This is a genomic window from Patescibacteria group bacterium, from assembly GCA_004297735.1.
GTDB lineage: Bacteria > Patescibacteriota > Saccharimonadia > UBA4664 > SCTI01 > SCTI01.
In genome coordinates, this window is the sequence record SCTI01000002.1 from 459091 (window position 1) to 480124 (window position 21034).

Annotated in this window: 20 protein-coding genes, 1 tRNA gene and 1 pseudogene; 12 read left to right on the forward strand and 10 right to left on the reverse strand. The window is 52.2% G+C overall.

Annotated features, from left to right (window positions below):
- Positions 1-20 precede the first annotated feature (20 nt).
- Both EPO04_04135 and EPO04_04140 read left to right on the forward strand, forming a co-directional pair.
- Entirely contained in the window at positions 21-2153 is a 2133-nt protein-coding gene (locus EPO04_04135; protein ID TAK89253.1) for a hypothetical protein, read from the forward strand.
- Positions 2154-2161: 8 nt separating this feature from the next.
- Positions 2162-2590 (forward strand): response regulator, encoded by a 429-nt coding sequence (locus EPO04_04140; protein TAK89254.1) that lies wholly within the window; start codon positions 2162-2164, stop codon positions 2588-2590.
- A gap of 63 nt (positions 2591-2653) precedes the next feature.
- Here the strand turns inward: EPO04_04140 and EPO04_04145 are convergent.
- A pseudogene (locus tag EPO04_04145) lies at positions 2654-3001 on the reverse strand (hypothetical protein).
- 274 nt (positions 3002-3275) lie between these two features.
- On the opposite strand from EPO04_04145, the gene EPO04_04150 reads away from it, so the two are divergent.
- The 3 genes from EPO04_04150 to EPO04_04160 all read left to right on the forward strand — a co-directional run bounded on the left by EPO04_04150 (position 3276) and on the right by EPO04_04160 (position 4613).
- Positions 3276-3767 carry a hypothetical protein gene (locus tag EPO04_04150; GenBank protein ID TAK89255.1) on the forward strand — a complete coding sequence of 164 codons (492 nt, stop codon included), beginning with the start codon at positions 3276-3278 and terminating at the stop codon, positions 3765-3767.
- A gap of 164 nt (positions 3768-3931) precedes the next feature.
- Positions 3932-4186 carry an RNA-binding protein gene (locus tag EPO04_04155; GenBank protein TAK89256.1) on the forward strand — a complete coding sequence of 85 codons (255 nt, stop codon included), beginning with the start codon at positions 3932-3934 and terminating at the stop codon, positions 4184-4186.
- Between the two features lie 115 nt (positions 4187-4301).
- Positions 4302-4613: a hypothetical protein gene (locus tag EPO04_04160; protein ID TAK89257.1), complete on the forward strand. Its 312-nt coding sequence runs from the start codon at positions 4302-4304 to the stop codon at positions 4611-4613.
- A 52-nt stretch (positions 4614-4665) separates the two neighbouring features.
- Here EPO04_04160 and EPO04_04165 read toward each other — a convergent pair whose 3' ends face one another.
- From EPO04_04165 to EPO04_04195, 7 genes are all read right to left on the reverse strand, one after another.
- A complete protein-coding gene (locus EPO04_04165) occupies positions 4666-6573 on the reverse strand; it encodes a hypothetical protein (GenBank protein TAK89258.1) in 1908 nt (635 codons plus the stop codon).
- Between the two features lie 3 nt (positions 6574-6576).
- Positions 6577-7080, reverse strand: a complete 504-nt coding sequence (locus EPO04_04170) for a hypothetical protein (protein ID TAK89259.1) — start codon at positions 7078-7080, stop codon at positions 6577-6579.
- A gap of 163 nt (positions 7081-7243) precedes the next feature.
- Entirely contained in the window at positions 7244-7600 is a 357-nt protein-coding gene (locus tag EPO04_04175) for a hypothetical protein (GenBank protein TAK89260.1), read from the reverse strand.
- Between the two features lie 7 nt (positions 7601-7607).
- Positions 7608-7967: a hypothetical protein gene (locus tag EPO04_04180; GenBank protein TAK89261.1), complete on the reverse strand. Its 360-nt coding sequence runs from the start codon at positions 7965-7967 to the stop codon at positions 7608-7610.
- Between the two features lie 155 nt (positions 7968-8122).
- The gene (locus EPO04_04185; protein TAK89262.1) at positions 8123-8641 is read right to left on the reverse strand and encodes a hypothetical protein; all 519 of its coding nucleotides are present in this window, start codon (positions 8639-8641) and stop codon (positions 8123-8125) included.
- A 294-nt stretch (positions 8642-8935) separates the two neighbouring features.
- Positions 8936-9373, reverse strand: coding sequence for a hypothetical protein (locus EPO04_04190; GenBank protein TAK89263.1), 438 nt, complete (start codon positions 9371-9373; stop codon positions 8936-8938).
- Between the two features lie 123 nt (positions 9374-9496).
- Entirely contained in the window at positions 9497-10207 is a 711-nt protein-coding gene (locus EPO04_04195; GenBank protein ID TAK89264.1) for a hypothetical protein, read from the reverse strand.
- Positions 10208-10403: 196 nt separating this feature from the next.
- Here EPO04_04195 and EPO04_04200 point away from each other — a divergent pair, with 196 nt between their 5' ends.
- Entirely contained in the window at positions 10404-11735 is a 1332-nt protein-coding gene (locus EPO04_04200; GenBank protein TAK89265.1) for a hypothetical protein, read from the forward strand.
- 213 nt (positions 11736-11948) lie between these two features.
- Here EPO04_04200 and EPO04_04205 read toward each other — a convergent pair whose 3' ends face one another.
- Complete coding sequence (locus tag EPO04_04205) at positions 11949-13457, reverse strand: J domain-containing protein (GenBank protein ID TAK89266.1); 1509 nt, start codon at positions 13455-13457, stop codon at positions 11949-11951.
- Positions 13458-13762: 305 nt separating this feature from the next.
- Here EPO04_04205 and EPO04_04210 point away from each other — a divergent pair, with 305 nt between their 5' ends.
- Positions 13763-14272, forward strand: a complete 510-nt coding sequence (locus EPO04_04210) for a hypothetical protein (protein TAK89267.1) — start codon at positions 13763-13765, stop codon at positions 14270-14272.
- Positions 14273-14363: 91 nt separating this feature from the next.
- Here EPO04_04210 and EPO04_04215 read toward each other — a convergent pair.
- Positions 14364-14438 (reverse strand) — tRNA-Glu (locus EPO04_04215).
- A 99-nt stretch (positions 14439-14537) separates the two neighbouring features.
- Here EPO04_04215 and EPO04_04220 point away from each other — a divergent pair.
- From EPO04_04220 to EPO04_04240, 5 genes are all read left to right on the forward strand, one after another.
- Entirely contained in the window at positions 14538-15833 is a 1296-nt protein-coding gene (locus tag EPO04_04220) for an insulinase family protein (GenBank protein TAK89268.1), read from the forward strand.
- Between the two features lie 45 nt (positions 15834-15878).
- Positions 15879-17054, forward strand: coding sequence for a phosphoglycerate kinase (locus EPO04_04225; GenBank protein TAK89269.1), 1176 nt, complete (start codon positions 15879-15881; stop codon positions 17052-17054).
- A 13-nt stretch (positions 17055-17067) separates the two neighbouring features.
- On the forward strand, positions 17068-17613 hold the full coding sequence (locus EPO04_04230) for a hypothetical protein (protein TAK89270.1): 546 nt from the start codon (positions 17068-17070) through the stop codon (positions 17611-17613).
- Complete coding sequence (locus EPO04_04235; GenBank protein ID TAK89271.1) at positions 17610-18374, forward strand: triose-phosphate isomerase; 765 nt, start codon at positions 17610-17612, stop codon at positions 18372-18374. Before EPO04_04230 ends, EPO04_04235 begins: the two co-directional genes overlap by 4 nt.
- 395 nt (positions 18375-18769) lie before the next feature.
- Positions 18770-20902: an ATP-dependent DNA helicase PcrA gene (locus EPO04_04240; protein TAK89272.1), complete on the forward strand. Its 2133-nt coding sequence runs from the start codon at positions 18770-18772 to the stop codon at positions 20900-20902.
- Positions 20903-21034: the final 132 nt, after the last annotated feature.

Sequence of the window (21034 nt, forward strand, 5' to 3'; positions counted from 1 at the left end):
AAATATGCTAATATGAGCATGTGCTAAGCATAAGCTCAATATTGACGGTATTGGTGGTGCTGTCGCTGGTGGTACTGGGCGTTTTTACGGTTCAAACCAACCCTCGTCAGCGGGCCAATCAGTATTTTGGCCTAGTCTGTTGTTTTATCACCATTTGGGTGTCTGTAAATTACTTGGCCGACTCAGACCCTTCTCGTGCTCTGCTATGGACCCGCCTGGCTTTTTGGTCGGCAGCTCTGGCAATGGGCAGTTTTGTGCTGTTCGCCAACGTGTTTCCTCGGCGCGTATTCCGCGGCCGGTGGTTCATGGTGGCGGTGAGCGTGGTAACAATGGGCGCAGCGGTTATTACTTTGTTGCCGGACTTTGTACCCGAAGCGGTGTATGACGGCACCACGTCTAACGTTATTACCGGGCCACTGTACCCACTATTTATTTGGTACTTTATTGGCTCAATGCTCCTGGCCTTTGCGCTATTGATTAGAGCAGAGCGCCGCGAACGAGGAGCGGCTCGCGAAAGAGTGCGGTTTGTGTTTGCCGGGGTCTTATTGATGGTGGCAGCCACCTCACTGACCAATCTGTTTTTACCGTTAATAATTGGATCCAACCCCTGGGCCCGCTATGGCTCATTCTTTACCGTGGCCTTTGTGGCCTTTACCTCATATGCCATAGTTAAGCACCGATTGTTTAACGTGCGAGCGGTGGTGGCGCGGTCGGTAGCATACACCTTGCTGATCTTTACTCTCGCTGGTGGTTACAGTCTAGCGGTGTTTGGGGTGTCAATTTACCTGTTTCCAGAAAACCAAAATAGCTTAGAACAAAATCTTACCTATATTGTGCTGGCGGTGTTACTGGCGGTGACCTTCCAGCCGCTTAAGGCCTTTTTTGAACGTGTCACCGACCGCTTTTTGTTCCGTGATCACTACGACAGTCAGGAGCTAATCAACCACCTTGGCAACGTTATGGTGGGTGAGCTTGAGCTGGAGCGGCTGATGTCTAAGTCACTCAAAATCCTGGGCGAGCACCTTAAGGTGGCGCACGCTCATTTGTACGTCTTTGACGACAACCGAATCTACCGGGTGGCGCACTACGGTAGTATCCCTCAGCGACTACCAACCGCTGCCAGGTTGCAGCTGCTACGCCATCGCTTGGCGGTAGCCGACGAGCTGGAGCGAGGTAAAGAAAAGGAGATTTTAGAAACCTTTAATATGCGCGTGTCGCTGCACTTAAGAACCAAAGGCGAGTTCGTTGGGTACCTGCTGCTGGGCGACAAACTTAATGGCGACATTTACATTCAACAAGACATCCAGGTGCTTGAGATTATTGGGCAGGAGCTGGCGGTAGCCATAACCAACGCCAAGGCCTACGACGAGATTGCTCACTTTAACGCCACCTTGCAGCAAAAAGTCGATAGCGCTACCGCTCAGCTGCGTTCGGCCAACGCCCGCCTCAAAGAGCTGGACTCGGCTAAGGACGAGTTTATCTCGATGGCCTCACACCAGCTGCGCACGCCACTTACCACCATTAAGGGGTATCTGTCGATGGTGGTTGAAGGCGATGCCGGCAAGCTTAGCCGACAGCAAAAGGAGTTTTTGGGGTACGCCTATGACAGCTCTCAGCAGATGTCGAGCTTAATTGCCGATCTGCTTAATGTATCAAGAATGTCGGCCGGCAAGTTCTTTATTGAAAAAACCGCTACCAATCTAGTTAAACTGGTTGAAGAAGAGGTGAGGCAGCTGCAGTCGCAAGCTAAGACCAAGGGTCTTGAGTTGATCTTTGAACGGCCAAAGGGTGACATGCCGACGATGCAGCTAGACGATAGTAAGACTCGCCAGGTGGTAATGAACTTTATTGATAATGCTATTCATTACACCAAGGCTGGGTCGGTTCGGGTGGTCTTGGAGCGGCATAAAAACCAGGTTAAGCTGACGGTGGTCGATACCGGTATTGGGGTGCCGGCAGCGGCTCGGCCAAAGCTGTTTTCTAAGTTTTATCGTGCTCAAAATGCTCAGAATGTCCGACCAGATGGTACCGGCCTGGGTTTGTTCCTGGCCAAACGGGTAGTTGAGGACCAGGGTGGTACAATAATATTTGAGAGTACCGAGGGTAAGGGTAGTACCTTTGGGTTCACGTTACCAATTTCAGAATCTAAGTGAGGCTAAATATGACTAGAATGAGCAATCCCCAGGATAGCCAAGCGCTACCACAGCAAGCCGAACAAAACGGCAAACGCATTTTAATCGTTGAAGATGATCCGTTTATCTCGCGCATGTATACGGCCAAGTTGCAAACGGCCGGATTTGTAATTGAACTTTCGAGTAATGGCCGAGATGCTTACGAAAAGCTTAAATCGCAGGAATATGACCTGTTGCTAATGGACATTAACATACCGGAGCTAACCGGTTTTGAGGTACTAAAGGCGCTAAAAAATGACGGTCGATCCGACATTGCTAAAAAGGCTATCGTGCTCACAAACTCAGCCAACCCCGAGGATCATGGCTTGGCAGATCAGCTCGGGGTTGAGTATATGGTCAAGTCTGAGCTGACGCCGCACCAGGTGCTGGAGCGGATCAACCAGAAACTTGGCTTATAGCTGAGTTGTCGGAGGGGTTTGTGGAGGAGTCGGCTGAGTTGGGGCGGCTGGCTGAGCTGGTGTTGCCTGTGCGGCTACCGGACCAACGTATTGGGACTTACCGAAGCCGATAATAAGGTATCCGATTGGTGAAAACAGGAAGTTACCCAAGATGCCAAACAAAGCATCTTTACCAAAGGCCTTGGCGGTATCAAGCGCGATCACTACGGCAATGACGATGTTAACAAACGGGATGAAGAACAGTAGTAGCCACCAGCCCGGGCGACCAATTATCTGCAGCATTACGTAGACGTTATAAATCGGAACGATTGATGCCCAGCCCGGTTTTCCGGCCTTGGTAAACATCTTCCACATTGCCACAATTGCAACAACGGTAATTGCTACTGCAAAGATAGTCCAAAACATTAGCATGGCGGTAACAGCGCCGTCTACTTGCGGAGTAGCGGTTGCGTAGCTACTGGTGTCATAGGTAGTAGTTGATTCCATTGGGTATTCCTAACTTTTAGTAATCTAAAATAAGCATAACCATAATATGGGGTTATGGCAAGTTTAACCAAGATTTTGACTTGTATTAATTTATCAACTAGGTTATCTTTTTATGGATGAAAAACTATCCGCCCAAGCGAATAGACCAAGCCGCCTAGGGGCGGCTTTTTTCTTGCCCATTCACAACCGAGAGGACAAAATGAGGTCAAACCTGGTGCGCTGGGATTTTGAAGTAAGCGTCGATATTCAGGCAAAGGCGGTTAATCGAGCGAGTATTCAGTACACCCTGTTGGTGCGCTGCCCGCTCTGCTCAAGCTTGCATCAGCAGCTTAGTCCGGTCTTTTCCGCCCTTAATCGGGCCAACTACCGGCATGTTGATGAGCGAATGAAGTATCGCATGGTCATTAAGGATGATGACGGCGACATCGTTGAGGTGATCGAATGGGTGACTCGCCAGAACATCGGTCACGAAACTCGTAACTTTATGACCGGTACCTGGAATTGCTCCGATTGTGGCATCAACTTTGGTCTGACCGCGACCGAGCAGCGCCAGGTGCTCAAGGATGTAACCGATAAGGTTACGGTAGAGGCAATTGACGAAGAGATCATTCGTCTCGAAAAAGCCATATCGGGCGATCCGGCGACATCGAGAGGTCACAAAAAGCGCTACTGGTACCTCATGACAACTTAGTCCCCGTGGGGTCCCTACGGGGACTCCATCGATTAAACGGTTGTTTTTGGGGTTATCATGCTATAATCAAGCTGCAGAAAGATTCGTAGTTATGAGTTCGTGAGTTTGTATCGCAGTTCAGCCGCTACGCATAGGTCGAGCTGCGTGATAAAGAAGGAAAACTCATGGCAAACAAGCTATACGTAGGTAACCTATCCTACAGCATGACCTCAGATGACCTACGCGAGACCTTTTCGGCTCATGGTACGGTTCAGTCGGCCGACGTGATCAGCGATCGCGACTCCGGTCGGTCAAAGGGCTTTGGTTTTGTAGAGATGTCATCGGACGAAGAGGCTGAGGCCGCCATCAAGGCGCTCAACGGTCAGGACGTTCAAGGCCGTCAGCTGACGGTTAGCATCGCTCGCCCAAAGGCTAACTAAACCTCAACTGCTCCCTCGTGGAGCGTTGCAATTATAGATTTATATAGCTAAACCAAGTCATAAAATGTTAACATGGCCCCAGTGTAGGCACCTATTCAGCTGTACCGGAGGAGATATGTTTCGTGAAGAGCAGCCGCGCCAAGTGATGCTGGCGCTGGCTGCGCAGCACGACAAAGGCAGCCAGGGTTGGGTTAGTAGCTCGATTCTTAGCCAGGAGGTCGGGATCCCACCCGGGGAGCTGCAGATCATCCTGTGGGTGATGTGGCGCAAGGGCAAACTGGAAGCCCGAATGCACCCAGATGGCTCCTGTAGCTGCACCGATCGTCAGTACCGAATTTCCTCGGCCGAAGTGGATCGAGTTATTCGGGGGATTGAGCTTTCTGAAGCGCATCGGGTTGCAAAACCAGATCTGAAAGCTGCCGCCTGACCACTGGGTCTACGAGAGAGGTTTACGACTTCACTCGTGGGCCTCTTTCTTTTTAATCGGCGGTACGGTTGGTGGGCTGAACTGTACCTAACGGTATGGTCGCTCCAGTGTCATCCCAGAGGTTGCTGGTCCAGGTGATTTGAGCTTGGGCGCTTTGTGAATACTGAAACACGCCATACTGCGATCCCAGCGACCAGATATTACGCATAAAGCGATTATTTTGAATGACGATATTGGTAAGTGTATTTGCTCCAACCGGGTGGGCATAGACGGTGTAGCTGCCCGCACCCTGAAGCAGGTTGTTTTCGACGGTTACGTTTGAGATCGCACCGTCATCGGCCTTAATGATTACGCACGAGGTGCCGTTGTTGGTGTGTGCACCGGTGTAGTACCAGCTGCGCGGGTCGATGTAATTGCCTCTTATGGTGACGTTATCTCCCATTACTAGCTGAATTCCGTCACAGTGGTTGGTGCTCACCCCATCACCCTTTAAGTAGGCGTAAAGATCGTGAATATAGCAATCTTCGATGGTGGCGTTACCGGCCGCTTTAAAAGCGTCACCAAATCCGTAAATATTCACTCGCCGGGCGGTAAAGTCGCTATAGCCAATGCCGAAATCAAGGGCGATACCGTTGCCGGTGGGTTGGCCATCGACGTCAAACCATTGGCTGTCGGGCGGCGCGACGGTGCAATCTTCAATAATGGGCGAATTGCCGTTGGAGCGAATGTAGTTTTCGACCCGACAGAACCGAATCATCACGTCGGTATGCTGTACCTCGATGTAGCCCTTAACGTTGAGGTTTTCAATCACCTGCCCATTGTAGGAGGTGGTGAGGTTGCCGTTATAGGTGCTCAGGGTGGTTCCCGCTGGAACACCGGTGGTATAGGCGCTTGGGTACACGTAACCGCCCGGACTGGCGGAGCCCCAGCTTGAGCCATTATGAATTGAGGAGTTGGAGTTCTGCCAGCGGCTGCCATTCCAGACCGCTACGCCTTCAACGCTGGGTCGCGCATTAACGGTAATGGTGACGGTATCGGTGTGGGTGGCTGTTCCGGAATCGGTCACGGTAACCTGGAAAACATAGGTGCCGGTAGTGGTAATGTACACCTGGGCTTTTTGAATATTGGCATTTTTAATGGTTGGGCTAGAGGGTCCAGAAATTTGAGTCCATGCATAGGTGAGGACGCGACTAGAATCGGCGGCTCCGCTTGTGTCTTCGGCGTCTAGCGAAGCGCTGGCATCAAGCACCACGGTGGTTTTGGAGTAAACGGTCTGGTCGGCGCCAGCGCTGGCCACCGGGTTGACATTAACAATGTCTGGGGCCGGTTTAAGTGCAACATGTACGGCCGAAGAGTTACCGGTTAGATTGCTGGTTAATGTGACTGTGCCGGTGGCTCCAGCGGTAGCGTAGAGTTTTTCAAAAACAGCATGGTTGATTTGAGTGTTTAAGCCATAGTCGGCGCGCTCGGTTTGATCGCCTGGTGCGGTAAAATCACTAGCAACACCGCCGTTACCGCCATTGTTGTTTTGACTACCAATTGCTAGTACTACAGCGTTGTTGGTAAGTGTGGTGATCGATGGGGCGGTTAGGCTGGCGGTCGTAGTCCCACCACTAGCCTCAACCGGAGTGGTCGTATCAACCCCAGAATAACGCAGCATAAAACCGGCAGCCGGTGTACTTCCTCCGCTAACTACAAAGTCGTATGAAGCCGGTTCGCTGCCGGTAGCAAGCTTGGTATAAACGATGGTTTGATCGCTAGAGTTTGAGGTACCAAATCCACCCTGGGCGCGCTGAGTGAATCCGCTAGGCACGCTTGAAATTGTTCTGGTGTTACGAATTGAGACAACGGCAACCAGAGTGTCGTTAGCAACGACGCCACTGGGCTTGGTGATTGTGAGGGTGGTAACGAAAGCGCCGTTATTGGTTGACGTTCCAACGCTGCGGTATTGAATAGCCATATGTTATGGCCCGGAGGTGTTTATCCAGATGTCTCCCGAGGCCAGCGTAACGCCCACCGATGCCGGATCAACCGTCCCGCGAAAGATGCGGCTGCTTGACGTTACAACATAACTATTGGTACCGGAATCGTAGGTGTAGACCGCCGCCGCTGTGTCGGCTCGTGTCAGGCTGGTTTGGGTGCTGGAGTCCAGCTTGGTTCGAGCTATTGCCGCCCCACTGGCCACCTCGGTGTTGGTGATAGCTAGGCTGAGCTTGCTTTGGGCAATTGCTGCACCCGAAGCCACCTTGGCATTGGTAATTGCACCGTCCGCAACGGTGGTGTCGTTGAGCTTGGTCTGAACAGCTGTTGCCAGCTTGGTTTCTGTAATAATGCCGTCTTGAATCTGACCGGCACCAACCGTATTTGATTTAAGCTCTCCAGTGTCGGATAGGCTTTGCGATAAGTACTCATTTAAAATATCACCCCATGAGCCGTTGTCTTGGCCGGGAATAGGTAGTCGAGCCATTTAATTGTGCCTCACGGTATAACTCATGTCGCTTATGATTATTGTGTATACGTTACCTTTGGTCAACAGCTAAATAACAGGTTTATCAATTTAACGAAAAACCCGCCGGTGCGACCGGGGCCACACCTTGGTGCGGGTTTCCGTGTCGCCCCAGCGGGGGGATTTAGGACTGAAATACAGCGATCTCGCCGTAGAACATGTATTCAATTTGGTAGACCTCGCGTAATTCCGCGTTCAGCCTCTCTCTTTCGGTGAGCGAGAATGGAATAGGTGGGAGCAACTTCTCCAGCTCCCCAAAAGCCCTAAGCAGCTTCTGGGTCGACTGCTTGCTCCCGTCGAGCGCGTAGTAGCTGCTATTCTGGGTTGGATCATGTCCAGTTTTGAGCGCCACAACTTGATTTTGGTGGGAGTGAAAACCCCCGCTGCTCAGCTGTTTTACGCCCGTTGGAATGGCTTGCCGAATTTCTTCGACAATATCCGATACCTCTAGATGCAGCATTGCTAATTCTCGGAAGCTCATAGCTAGCTCAGTAGAAAGGGATGATCATGAGATCTAGCTTGATCTCTGGCTTAGATACGTCGGGCAGAAGCTTTTTGACCGCCGCCTCCAGCTCGTGCTTAAAGGAGTTTACGGCGCCGCTACAGAGCTTTGCCGGAACCCAAACTCGCACCTGAACGTCGAAGCGGGCGCTGTCACTGTTATTGGTGAAGTAGAACAGGTAGTTGACCGCTCCGGGCAGCTGAATTCCCAGCTCCTCAAGGTCAAACATATTTGCCGCTACGCTGATCACGACATCTTTCAGGTTGTCGGGTAGATCTTTCATGGCGTAGCCATACCGCTCATGGGCCGTATGTCGCATGAAAACCTCGATATTCCAGTCCGACATAACTATCTCCAATTTCGGGGTTGAGCCAGGCTCAACCAGGTGCTTTCAAGAGAATATGCTATTTTGGCATTCACAAGCTATAAAATGCAAGCATAAAAACAAAGAACGCCCCGCGGTAACGGCAGCCCAAAGGGCGTTCTTGTTACTGCGGGGCGCTAGACCAGGTGGGCGTAGCTCCCGACGACGTGAACTACTAGCTCCTCGAAATCGACTCCGAGGATTGAGCAGACCGCCGCTGCCGTTGCCGGATCAAGGCGTTCACGATCCTTGATGAGTTCGGCGGCTAACCGACACTGTTCGGATTTGTTGGGGGTGTACCTTTCGACGTCATCTTTTACGACGCTAAGAAGTTGGCGCTCAAAGGCAGCATCCTCTTGTCTGCCGACCTCGCGGGCCGCCTCGAGATGAGCCTGATCCTCCTGGTTCTGACGGTTGAACTCGATCTGCTCGGCGCTTGCTTTGCGCTGCTGGCGTAGACCCTGATCCTCGTCGAGCGAGTAGAGCGTCATGCCGGCCGCTAGCTGAGTGACCACGCCCTCGGGAGTGCCTTCGGGGCACAGGACAAAGTGAAGGCGCGGACGTGGCAGGTGCTGTTGCTCGAAGAACAGCACCGAGTCAGCCAGCCGGATGGTTGTATTATCTGGCAGCTCGGTCGGCCAGACCGCGCAGAACACAGATCATCTGACTGGTTTTTTCCTCGCTGCGTAGCGGGGAGGCGAGCAGCACGGGTTTGACTTGGGGTAGCTCGCTCCGGCTTTCTGCAATGGCCTCGGCGCACTCAAGGAGCGAGGTATACAGTTCGCCATTGAGCCCATTGTGAGTGGAAGTCATGTGGCCTCTCGGTGGTTGGTATTTCAAGGAAAGCAATATTGTACAATAAATCATAAGATTATCAATAATAAGAGCTAATAAAAGCAAAACGCCCGCCGACCACATGGCCGGTCTTACGGCGTTTGCGGTCAGCGGGCTTAGGCGGCCAGCGGTGTATCTCGAAGCCGAGTCCGGTTACGGCCCACCTGCCAGCTGGGCGCAGCGGGCGCCAGGATCAGGCCGTGAGGGCCTGGGTGAACCTGGTGAAGCCGAATTCCGGTCTGAAGCTCTCGGATGACCCTTGCAGCCGTCTCGTATGGGCAGGTCGCCAGGTAGAGGCAGTTGAGCCCGTAGGTGTGCCACTGAAACAGGGCCGGGTCGGCCGGGAGGACGGTCAGAGTCTGGCTCGACTTTTCCTCCACCTGTTCGCGAAGGTAGGTGCTCATCAGTTCGAGCTTGTGAGGGAACCCGAATTCCCACTTGAGCGAACTCAGGTTGATCCCAGTGCCACCGTTTCCTAGCCGCATAAACCCGGCGCACTGTTCGAGTAGATCCAAAGTGCGACGGTCTAGCAGGCTGGCTGCTGTGGAGGTCATGTAACTCCTTTTTTCGGTTCAAAGAACAGATTATATTTTACAATAAAACAGATGAATAATCAATATAAAAAGTCAATAAAAACGAAAACCCCCAAGCGGGGGCTTTCGCCTCTACCTGAGGGTCTAATCGATGAGCGATGGTGGGACGTGAGGCGCCAGGTTGACTGCCTGCGCCAGCATGTGCGGCGTGTCGAGCACCAGCGGTGCGTGATCCGGCGCGTGAATGGTGCCAGTGGCCAACAGGCGAACGACTCGGGTATTTCTGGGGTCGTGTCGCGGTGACTCCACAACCTCGACGATGTCGCCATCAAGTAGGTGGCGAGTTCCAAAAAGGGAGTGCCAGCCTCGCCGACTCTCTCCCATGGACTGCATTCCGTAGTAGGGGTGCGATTCGAAGAAGGTCTCCTGGAAGGCATCGAACATACACACCGGTTCACCATCTTCGCTCAGCACTGGGTAGGCGAAGATGTCGCCTTGACGCCGAGTGTGTTCGTGACCGAACTCCTCTTCGCTCCACTTGATGAAGTCTGGCTTGAGCGCCTCGAACAAGGCCTGTTCGCCGTCTCGCTCAAGCACATCCTTGAGCTGCCCGCGGACGGACACCAAAAAAGGCTGTTCGTCGGTGCCACCGAAATAGAGAGCACCGGTTTGATAGTTCGGCCGCCGTCCTTCGAAGAACAGGAACTGCTCCCCGCCGAGAAGCGGATGGAACTCTGCGCCCTTGCCTGGGCGCAGGATGATGCTTGACTTAATCCGCTGAGCCCCTTCTGCATATTCGTTCGAGGGGTGAGTGCTCAACTGAGCCAGTCCCGCCGTCTGGGGGAGCTTCTTCATGTCAACGATCATTACCGTAACCTCTTTCGGTTTTTGTTCGGTTACTTGTATCTAGGATAGATGGGCCGACGGAAAAGTGCAAGGGGCAATATAGCCGCATTCTTTCAGTGAGCAAAGGTCTTAAGCTTTTATTTTTATGCCTAAAATGGTAAACATATAACGATTTAGCCATTGGACATTGACAAGGAGGTACGAGGTGTACGGAACGAAAGATCTTGCCCTGCAGCCTTCATTGGTGAATATTTGGGCGTGGGCAGTGGAGGGTGATCTGACTCACCGGCCTCATCCGTGTGTGGGTATTGACGATGCGCTGGTCGGCTGGGAGCCATGCGAAACAATTGGTGAGTTTATTTCGCTCCTGCAAGAGGAAATGAGACGAGCGGAGGACCTCACGAGCGAAATCCCGGACGTAGCTCGTAAAAGGGTAGAATTTTTTATCCGCCGAGTGGCGCGCAAGGTGCCCGAGAGCTTGGTGAGCGGACTTTGGATAGTGAGAAACGTGTTGCGTTTCGAATCACCTGAGTTTTCGGAGCACTGGTTCGATATAGTAGGCGTGTTCATTAAAACTGTTCATACTCTAGCCGGGACTGAGCATCGTCTTCTGGTTGGGACAAAAGATCATAAGCCTGCTTGGTGCAAGCTTGATCCACCCGTAAGAACGATGGACGATTGGTGTGATCTAATCGACAGCGCATTCTTTGATGATGCACAGATCATGCCCTTTATCAGCGAGGATGATACCGATCTAATCCCTCACCCCCTAGAATGGGTGCCATCAAAAACGCTTACCAAGATGTGGAAATCCTTTCCGGATGTTGACCGTTCAGTGGTCGAAGGGGTTTTTGAGAGCGCTTACTACAACCAACACTTCACCCCTTATCCTCACGGAATGGTGGTTAGAATTGAGGGACATACATGGATTAAGCAGCTTACCTTAAAGGTCAATAAGGGCGTTCAGGATGCTAACTACCTGGACTTTCTTGCCCGTATCCAAACCGTCGACGGCGAATTGACCTATATGGTGAATGGAGCTGATATTACGCATGAAATAAGCACGATGACGGTATCCTCCATTGGGACTAACTATCTAGACCTTCTGATTGCGCAAATCTTCCACGATCTTGTAACCGTGAGGCGGCAACATAGTGTGGCCGGGGGAGTTCAGCTAGTTGGCGAGGGGAAGCCGGAGGAGCTGAACGGCGTTAGCTGGATTTACATACCTCGGACCCATCGCTTAAAAAATAATGCTGAGATCCGTCTTCCAAGTACTAACTCAGAGCCTCGGTCGCCACATAGGGTTCAGGGGCACCCTCGCAAAGGCAATATGTCAGAGGAGCAACGCTTTAGAATTGAGGAATTTGAGGCTTCTACCGGACTAGAGGTTCTTAGGCATCTTCCAGAGGGACACACCTATGTGCGCCCCCACGTATCACCGCTGTCGGACGTTGACGAGCTTAGCCTCCTGCCAAAGTTTGTGCGAACTCGTCTTCAGAATGACTTGATCCGGATTATGCAGACACTGCCCTAGTCGAAACCTGGCACCTTGCGTATAGCAATAAGAGCTACAGTTTAGGCTGTAGTAATTCGCTATTCGCAGGGTGCCCCTAATTTAATGAAATTATAATTCCTTGGTGGACCGCCGGGTATCGAATTGGAATTTATTAATACAAGTTATGCCGGGGTTGCGTACCCGGCACCTTCTCTAGGAAGGACGGCTCGTTCAGGATGAACTTCCATCTGCTTATGGCCGTCGGATTCGTCCAACAAACCACGGAGGCGTCTCTTCGGCAGGCGGAACTCCGCGACGGGCTTTGCGTTTGAGACAGCGCTCAACCTCGGTGCGCAGCAGCGGGCCGTCGGGATGGGCGTCACTGATGACCTCGGGGTCACCCGACACCTTGACCCGAACTAGGAGCTGGATGTCATGGGGAAGTACCGGGAAGGTCGACTTAACGCCGCAATCCTCGCGGTTCTTCTTGTAGGTGACCAGCGGTACAGTTACCACGCCAACCGGCTTGAGCTCACCGTCCACCCGGTCAAAGAAGTACTCAACCGGGTAGCTGGTGGGCTTCTTGTTGCCGGCGATCTCCACCGTCATGGGTGCCAGATCGTACAGCCCCTGCTCCATCATCTCCTCGATGAGCTCGCGATCGTCGGGTAGCCGTAGATCGGTGGTCAGGAGCTTATCGGCAGCGACTCCTTCGAGCCGCTGACGGTAGTGCTCCCGAACCGTCTCTTCGGTGTAGCGATCGATATCTCCGCCCGACCGGATGCTGAACAGGTCGTAGGCGGCGATGAGCTCGTTGTTGAACCTGACGTCCGGGTGGGTGATCCGCCCAGACAACAGCTCCTCTAACAGCGACTCAGAGACGTCCTGGCTGGTGAGCCGTTCGATCTCCTTTTCGACCTCTCGAATCGCCTGCACTGCGCTGTCGCGTGAATGACCGTAGCGCCGCCCGCGGGAGTCGATGTGGTGCGGCATAAAGTCGTCCCACACCACTAGCGAAAGGCTGTCGGAGTACTCCCACTGGAAGGCGTCCGCCACTGTTCGCTGGGCGTGACGGAGGAGTCGTTCGAGCGTGTCGGTTGGTATGCCGACCGCTTCGAGCTCCGCCAGCTTGACCTGCAGCTCTTTGAGCCGCGTGTCCCAGCTGCGCCGGTCATGGTTGCGCTTCTCCTCAGTCCTATAGCGGCGGTAGTTGTCCCGCATGCTCTCGAGCGAGTAGCCACGTCCGACGATGTCGCCTTTGGCGTCAATCACCTCAAAGCCAGTGATTTCGGCGTTGTGCGGCGTTGACGGCCAAGTCGTGAGGTTGAACACGTCGTTGATCGACACCTGAATGGTGGCGGTGACGTACCCCGGGTAGTAGCTGATGGTGTAGACCGCGTACAGCCAGACACCTTCGTGCTCAAAGCGGTCGGGTTCTGGCGTGGCCGGGACCGGAGGGGTCTCATAGGTCCAGTCGGCCGGCTGGTCAAACGACGGCTCAACCGGCGCATAGCGCTGATCGGCCAGCCAGCGGTCAAGATCACGACGTAGACCCTCATCCTTGAGGACGTCGTAGGCCTCGGTCGCCTCGTTAAACAGCGAACCAGCCTCGGCGAGCTCTTCGGGTGTCGCATCCGGTCCGAGTCGGTCCGGATGTAGCTCCTTGGCGCGATCGCGGTAGGCCCGCTTGATGTCGCTGGTGGTGGCCTCGCGGGGCACACCAAGAACAAGGTAGTGATCCTTGAGAATCAACTTTGGCATGGTGTGCCTTTCTGGTTGTAGAGGTGCTTGTGGCTATGCCACCATCGTCGCAGCAAGCGATTAAACATTATAACATAAAATTCTAAATAAGTCCAATGGTGAACTACCGTGTATCGAATTGGAACCAAATCAAGAGGGAGCTGGTGTCGTGGAGTAAATCTTTATCTGGAGAACAACTATTAAAGACTACGACCGGGTAATGGAATCAGCATGATCTTGCTGATATTATTGGCTTATGGTGTTCAAAGGATTCTAATTTACTCCATACGTCGAAACAAAGCGTCCAGCGAGGCGCAAATTTAACTATGGAGAAAATTATGAATAAGAATGAATTAGACCCCAAAGTAAGCAGCACGTTAAGCTCAGCCAATATGGCATATGAGATTCTAGACTGCAGCGATGAGCTTGCCGATACAGCAGCTTTCTGCGAACACTACAAAGTCTCGTTAGATCAGGCCGCGAATACATTACTGGTGGCATCAAGGAAAATTGAACCAACTCGGTATGCGGTTTGCGTAGTTCTTGCCACTACGAGGTTGGATGTTAATAAAAAGGTTTCAGAGCTACTCGGTGCAAAGAAACTATCTTTCGCAGATGGCGAGACAACTCAGCGACTGACCGGGATGATGATCGGTGGCGTTACAGCGGTTGGTATCAAAGATCTGCCTATCTATGTTGATACTGAGGTGATGCAGCGCGATAAGGTGGTGATGGGTGGTGGCAACCGAGTCACTAAAATCCTCATTAGTCCTCAAGAACTACTTAAGCTCAAAGAGGTTCAGGTTGTGCAGGGTCTAGCGAAAACAAGAGCGTAGGCCAGATAAAACGGGTACATGGGGCGGGATATGAATCTCGCCCCACCCTGTTGGTTTCAAAAATAATAGATTTACAAAAACTATAATTCCTTGGTGACCCCACGGGGATTCGAACCCCGGTTGCCAGGATGAAAACCTGGTGTCCTAACCCCTAGACGATGGGGCCACGCTGCTAAAAGGACCGGGTTATAGTAGCCTATTTTGGGCTTTTTCTCAAGGGTATTGGGCCGTGATAGACTGGTAGGGATAATAAGGGGACGGGTTGATGCAGCACGAAGTTAGTGAACATGAGCTAGCTGGGGGCGCTCGCCTGCTTTTTATCCGTATCCCTAATACCATTACCTTCTACTGGGGAAGCTATTTCCGAGCTGGATACCGTTTTGTAAACAAGATTCAGGATTACGAACTGCCTCATTTAGCGGAGCATCTGGCATTTGAGGGCACAAAACAATATCCGGATGACATTAAATTCAAGGTTGAGGTTGAGCGTGACGGGGCTTATTACAATGCGACGACCGGCTTCAACCTTGTAAAGTACTACTTTGAGGGTGGCCGAGATGAGCTAAGGCGTATTATATCGTTGAACATGAGTCAGATCTATGAACCGCTCTTAAGGCCGAATGATATGGCGCAGGAAAAGCAGGTGATAACAAGAGAGCTGGGTCAGAAAAAAGAAAACGATAACATCCAGGCTCGCTATGTTGGCTATAACACAATTATTCCCAAGATGAACCCTGATATTAGCCAGCGTATTGAGTGGTTGCAGGGTGTCTCGCTCGATGACATGAAGCGGTACCGTCGAGAGTTTTACGGCACCGCAAACACCATGTTCTTATTAGCCGGGGATTATTCTGATGCGGAGCTTGCAGGGATCATCGCTCATATTAACGATGAGCTTGTGGGTAAGCCAAAAGGGTCTTTGCGCCCGGTGGTGCCCGCAAAAATTGGCGATTTTGGTGGCAAAATCATTACCCCACGGCCGTTTAGGGACAATCAAAGCATCTTTTATCTCACCTTTGTTCATGCTGGTCGAGACTTGGTCCACGAACCGGCTCTGTCAATACTGGATGCACTGTGCACCGGCGGTTTAAGTGGGCGGGTTCACGACAAGGCACGTAAGGCCGGTTTGGCTTATGGGGTTGGGTCGGGCTTTGAGGTGGACTCCGACACTTCAGAATTTTATCTGGGTAGCCAGACCGATATTGGCCAGCTCGAACCGCTTTTTGAACTGGTGGTTCGGGAGCTAGCCGAGATTAGGGCGGGTAATTTTGATGATTCAGAGCTTGATTGGGCTAAGGGCTATAAGATTGGCAGAGTAAGAAGAGGTGGTCAAACCCCAGCTGATTTTGCAGACTGGTATGGAAACTTGGCGGCCCTAGGACTATCAAACGAAAACCCAGAAGAGTGGGTTGGTAAGCTGAGGGCGGTTGATCGACAGGCAATCATGCGAGCGACCCAGAAGTATCTTCGCCATGACGTAAGCCTACTATCTTTAGTCGGCAAGGGCTTGGAGCAAAATCACACAGCCTATCAGGGAATCCTTTCTAAATACCTTGCATAAGCGGTATGGGTCGGTAGACTAAAGGGTAGATACAGGAGCCTCCTCATGAAATACAAAACCGTTAAAGATTTAGATTTAAAAGGCAAACGAGTGTTGGTGCGAGTCGATTATAATGTGCCGATTGATGATGGCGAGGTGGGCGATACGCTGCGAATTGAGGCTTCATTTGAGACATTGAATTATTTGCTAGGTCAGGGGTGCTCGCTGGTGTTAATAAGCTCGGCGGGCCGGCCAGGGGGCAAGGTGGTGCCGGAACTAAGCTTGGCACCGATTGCTAAAAAGGCAGCTGAGTTACTGGGTAAGCCAATCGCGTTTATCCCCGAAAGTGTTGGACCGCAAGCGGTGGCGGCGGCTAAAGCACTCCGCCCGGGGGACATTATGATGCTGGAGAATCTGCGGTTTCATGAAGAAGAGGAGGCCAACTCCCCTGCTTTTGCGCGTCAGCTGGCCGACTTGGGCGAGGTGTATGTGGACGATGCGTTTGCTAACATCCACCGCAAGCATGCTTCGATGGTGGGTATCCCGGAGTTTTTGCCTGGAGGCATTGGGTTCTTGGTAGAAAAGGAGATTCAGCACATTGGTGGCGCGCTGGATAAGCCGGTGCGGCCGTTGGTAGCAATTATTGGCGGCGCTAAGGTTTCAACCAAGATCGAGGTACTTGATAACTTAATGAAGTACGTTAATAAGTTGGTGATTGGCGGAGCGATGGCCAACACCTTTTTGGCGGCACAGGGCCACGAGGTGGGTAAGAGTAAGCAAGATAAGGATGATTATGAGATTGCGCTTCGAGTTATAGGTGACGCTCAAGAGGTGGGTGTTGAGATGGTTTTGCCGGAAGACGTGCTGGTGAGTAAAAGTGTCGAGAAAGGTCCAGCTAAGCTGGTTGACATTAAAGAGGTGGGTAAGGACGACTATATTGTTGACCTTGGACCCAAGACGGTGGCAAAGATGGTTAATCCGCTCGATTTTAAGGGGAGCGTGATTTGGAACGGTCCGCTGGGAATTACCGAGGTACCGGAGTTTGCCAAGTACACTCACCTGCTGGCTGAAAACATTATTGAGTCGGGCGCTCCGTGTATTGTGGGCGGCGGCGACACGGCGGCGTTTGTGGATGAGGCCGGCTTGCACGATAAGTTCACTTGGGTGAGTACCGGTGGCGGTGCCAGCCTTGAGCTGATGTCCGGTCGCGAACTGCCCGGTTTAGAAGTGCTGGAGGCGTAAAAAGCGAAGGCTAATGAGGGTATTAATTATTGGCCCCAGCGGTAGCGGCAAAAGCTATCTTGCTCGTAAGCTCTCCCAAATTTACCAAGCTCCTCATATCGAGCTCGATAAAATATGGCTCAAATATGGTGGCCGCAGCCTGTATAGGACAAAGCCAGATGAGCTAATTGCCGAGAAAGACTCTCTGCGAGACAATATTTTGGGCGAAGTAAAGAGTTTAACCAAGGGTAAGGATTGGGTTGTTGATGGGAATTATAGCTATGTCCGAGATGCTTTATTGGATAAGGCCGACAGGGTTATTCTAATTAACTTTACCAAGAGTACTGCCATCGGGAACCTCATTAAAAGACAATTAAGGGGCGAGAATAGGCGGCGTGGATATAATTTAAGCGACTTCGTCTTTCACCTTCCTAGGGCACTAAAAAATCACAGTAGGTCGAGTCAGAAATTGCAGCAATCGATCGCATCGCACAAAGATGTGGTGGTGTTAACTGATAAAACAGAAATAAATTCTTATATAGCTTTTGAAAGGCATAACCGTGATAATATAAAGCCATGAAGCACTACAGTATTGTGGGCAACTGGAAGATGCACGAGACGCCGGATCAGGCGGTCAAGTTGGTTGAGCGGCTGCAAAAGCAGCTCAAGCCGCATACTCATGTAACAACGGTGGTCTGTCCCCCATTTGTTGACCTGCACCAGGTTAAGGATATGTTGGAGCCGGACCTGCTTAAGTTGGGCGCCCAAAACCTTTACGAAAAAGATGAGGGGGCGATTACCGGTGAGGTGTCCGGCCCAATGTTAAAGCCTTTGGTGGATTATGTAATCGTGGGGCATTCCGAGCGCCGCAAGTACGCTCATGAGCGCGACATCCAGATTGCCGATAAGCTGGCGGCGGCGGTCCGAAACGACCTCAAGCCAATTTTGTGCGTTGGCGAAAAGCTATCTGATCGCGAGGAGGGCCACAGTCGCCGAGTGGTGGTCGACCAGCTACACGTTGACTTAAGTCAGCTAACCGATGATGATGTTCGCAGTCTGACGGTCGCCTACGAGCCGATCTGGGCGATTGGCACCGGTGAGTTTGCTAAGCCCAGCCAGGTTACTCCGGTGGTGGCGGTGATCCGCGAAACCCTGGTGGAGCTGTTTGGCAAAGAGGTCGGTAGCCAGGTTGAGATTTTATATGGCGGCAGCGTTGATGCCGATAATGCCTCGGCGTATCTAGAGCTTGACGATGTTAATGGTCTGCTGGTGGGTGGCGCCAGCTTGAACTACCAAACCTTTGCCAAAATTGTTGAATTGGCCCAAAAGCAAGCCGAATAATTACAGTTAAAGAGTTGAGGGCACGGTCCCTCGGGGGAAGGACCGTGCCCTGATATGTGACGCTGACACCGGGGGGAATGATTGGCATCAGCGCCGCGCGAAGTATTTGTGGAGGTGCGGTGGTGGGCCATCCGCCACCGCACCTCCGTGCCCAGGATGAAGGAACAACCTTTGGGCTGCGATCATAGCATGTCCCGCTGTGATCACCGGCGCGACGTGACGCGCACCTTATATGTTGACACCCATCACGAAGGGAGCCTATGTGGTAATTCGGAACGCGGTGAGGCGACAGGCGACAAGGCCGGCCGCGGCCACGCTCTACCCAAACCTTAACACATGTTATTTGGTGATAATAGAGCTATTTTTAACGCTTGGTCGACTGGTACAATAAGGTGATGAAAGATTTGTTGAGCGAACTAAACGAACCGCAGCGCCAGGCGGTGTTGGCAACCGAGGGCCCGGTGCTGATGCTGGCCGGTGCCGGTAGCGGTAAAACCAAGGCGCTAACGCATCGGGTGGCTTACTTGGTCCGCGAAAAAAAGGTGTCACCGAGCAATATTTTAGCGGTGACCTTTACCAATAAGGCCGCCGGTGAGATGAGGCATCGAGTTTTGGCACTGCTGGGGCGTCCGGTTGAAAACAAAGGTTATTTGCCGTTTATGGGAACCTTTCATGCGATTTGTTTACGGATACTACGACGCGATGGCGCTCACATTGGGTTGAGCAGCAGTTTTACGATTTTTGATGCCCAAGATAGCTTAAGTTCAATCAAGCAAGCTATGCGCCAGCTTGGGATTGATGAAAAGCAGTACGCCCCTAATTATATTGCGGCGCTAATATCTTCAGCCAAGAACGAACTGTTAACGGCCGCTGCTTACGGCCAGTACGCTCGCGGGGGTGCGCAACAGGTGGCGGCTCAGGTCTATCCGTTGTATCAGCAGATTCTAACCCAGGCGGGCGCGGTCGATTTTGACGATATTATTATGAAGACGGTTCAGCTGTTTAAGCACCCGGATATTCTGGAACATTGGCAGCGCCAGTTTAGCTACATCATGATTGACGAGTACCAAGACACCAATCATGCTCAGTACCGGCTGGTTAAGCTGTTGGCCACGGCTCATCGCAACATTTGTGTGGTGGGGGACGACTGGCAGGCAATTTATTCCTGGCGCGGGGCTAACTTTCAAAACATTCTGGATTTCGAGAAGGACTATCCAGACGCCCAGGTGATCAAGCTCGAGCAAAACTATCGTTCGACCAAGAATATTTTAGATGCGGCGCACGCGGTGATCGCTCATAACACCGTCCGGTCTAACAAGAAGCTGTGGACCGACCGCGATGGCGGCGAGGGCGTTAATATTATTACCGCCTTTGACCAAGACCAGGAAGGCGATATTATCTGCCAGACGGTTGAGCGGTTGGTGGCAACCAAGCAGATTCAGCTACGCGATGTGGCGATCCTGTACCGAGTTGGCGCCCAGTCTCGTACCCTGGAGGAGGCGCTCCTGCGACACAATCTGCCGTATAAGATTGTGGGCGGGACTCGGTTTTATGAGCGCAAAGAGATCAAGGACGCAATGGCCTACCTTAGGTTGATTCATAACCCAGAGGATATTGTGAGTTTTAACCGCGTAATCAATCTGCCACCACGAGGGCTAGGCGATAAAAGCTTGGAGCGACTGATGCAGTTCCGGCGTAGTCGCAATGTTACTTTACTGGAGGCCCTAGCGGCTTCGGCTGAGGTTGAGGGCTTAACCGCTAAGGCGCGGGCGGCTTTATTGCAGTTTTACGGCTTAATCCACAGTTTGCGCCTAGAGGCCGATCGACTGCCGGTTGCCTCGCTGTTAGAGCGAGTGTTGCATCAAAGTGGCTATATGGCCCACCTGGATGACGGCAGCGTGACCGCCGGTGACCGGATCGAAAATGTTAAGGAGCTGTTAAGTGTGGCCGAAACCTATCAAGAGCTTGGTCTAGACGGCTTTCTTGAGGAGGTGGCGTTGGTGTCGGATATCGACAACTACTCAACCGATACCGAGGCGGTTACCTTAATGACCATGCACGCAGCCAAGGGGTTGGAGTTCCCGCTGGTGTTCATTCCGGGTATGGAGGAGGGTATTTTCCCTCACAGCCGTACCTTTACCGAGGCCTCGGAGCTCGAAGAGGAGCGCCGGCTGTGTTACGTGGCCATGACTAGAGCCAAGCATCAGCTTTACCTGCTGCACACCCAGTCTCGGTTGTTATATGGTGGGGTACAGTACAACCCACCCTCACGCTTTTTGCAGGACATTCCATTAGAGGTCCAGACCACCCAGTACCGTGGCATGGGTTCGCCGCAGCCGGCGACCGAGGTATCGCACATGGCCGAGGATAAGGCCGACTTGCAGCCTGGCGATAAGGTGCGTCACGCCAAGTTTGGGCAGGGTATCGTGACGGCGGTTGAGGGGGATGAGGTGACAGCGGCCTTTGAAGGTCTTGGCACCAAGCGGCTGAGCTTATCCTTTGCTCCACTTGAAAAACTTGAAAATTGAATAAAAAATGTGCTCATTATGGCTAATTTTTGGCAATTATCTTGACATTCACTCCTGATAAGCTAAAATTAAGCACAAGGATTTCGAGGTATTGGAGTCCAAAAACACAAAGCCCAAAAGCAGTCCGTTTTT

Excerpts from the sequence above, each read along its gene's own strand:
- EPO04_04195 (TAK89264.1), bottom strand. The coding sequence starts at position 10,207 with ATGAAGAAGCTCCCCCAGACGGCGGGACTGGCTCAGTTGAGCACTCAC.
- EPO04_04225 (TAK89269.1), top strand. The coding sequence starts at position 15,879 with ATGAAATACAAAACCGTTAAAGATTTAGATTTAAAAGGCAAACGAGTG.
- EPO04_04230 (TAK89270.1), top strand. The coding sequence starts at position 17,068 with ATGAGGGTATTAATTATTGGCCCCAGCGGTAGCGGCAAAAGCTATCTT.
- EPO04_04140 (TAK89254.1), top strand. The coding sequence starts at position 2,162 with ATGACTAGAATGAGCAATCCCCAGGATAGCCAAGCGCTACCACAGCAA.
- EPO04_04240 (TAK89272.1), top strand. The coding sequence starts at position 18,770 with ATGAAAGATTTGTTGAGCGAACTAAACGAACCGCAGCGCCAGGCGGTG.
- EPO04_04150 (TAK89255.1), top strand. The coding sequence starts at position 3,276 with ATGAGGTCAAACCTGGTGCGCTGGGATTTTGAAGTAAGCGTCGATATT.
- EPO04_04165 (TAK89258.1), bottom strand. The coding sequence starts at position 6,573 with ATGGCTATTCAATACCGCAGCGTTGGAACGTCAACCAATAACGGCGCT.
- EPO04_04235 (TAK89271.1), top strand. The coding sequence starts at position 17,610 with ATGAAGCACTACAGTATTGTGGGCAACTGGAAGATGCACGAGACGCCG.
- EPO04_04175 (TAK89260.1), bottom strand. The coding sequence starts at position 7,600 with ATGAGCTTCCGAGAATTAGCAATGCTGCATCTAGAGGTATCGGATATT.
- EPO04_04220 (TAK89268.1), top strand. The coding sequence starts at position 14,538 with ATGCAGCACGAAGTTAGTGAACATGAGCTAGCTGGGGGCGCTCGCCTG.
- EPO04_04160 (TAK89257.1), top strand. The coding sequence starts at position 4,302 with ATGTTTCGTGAAGAGCAGCCGCGCCAAGTGATGCTGGCGCTGGCTGCG.
- EPO04_04180 (TAK89261.1), bottom strand. The coding sequence starts at position 7,967 with ATGTCGGACTGGAATATCGAGGTTTTCATGCGACATACGGCCCATGAG.
- EPO04_04155 (TAK89256.1), top strand. The coding sequence starts at position 3,932 with ATGGCAAACAAGCTATACGTAGGTAACCTATCCTACAGCATGACCTCA.
- EPO04_04210 (TAK89267.1), top strand. The coding sequence starts at position 13,763 with ATGGAGAAAATTATGAATAAGAATGAATTAGACCCCAAAGTAAGCAGC.
- EPO04_04170 (TAK89259.1), bottom strand. The coding sequence starts at position 7,080 with ATGGCTCGACTACCTATTCCCGGCCAAGACAACGGCTCATGGGGTGAT.
- EPO04_04190 (TAK89263.1), bottom strand. The coding sequence starts at position 9,373 with ATGACCTCCACAGCAGCCAGCCTGCTAGACCGTCGCACTTTGGATCTA.
- EPO04_04205 (TAK89266.1), bottom strand. The coding sequence starts at position 13,457 with ATGCCAAAGTTGATTCTCAAGGATCACTACCTTGTTCTTGGTGTGCCC.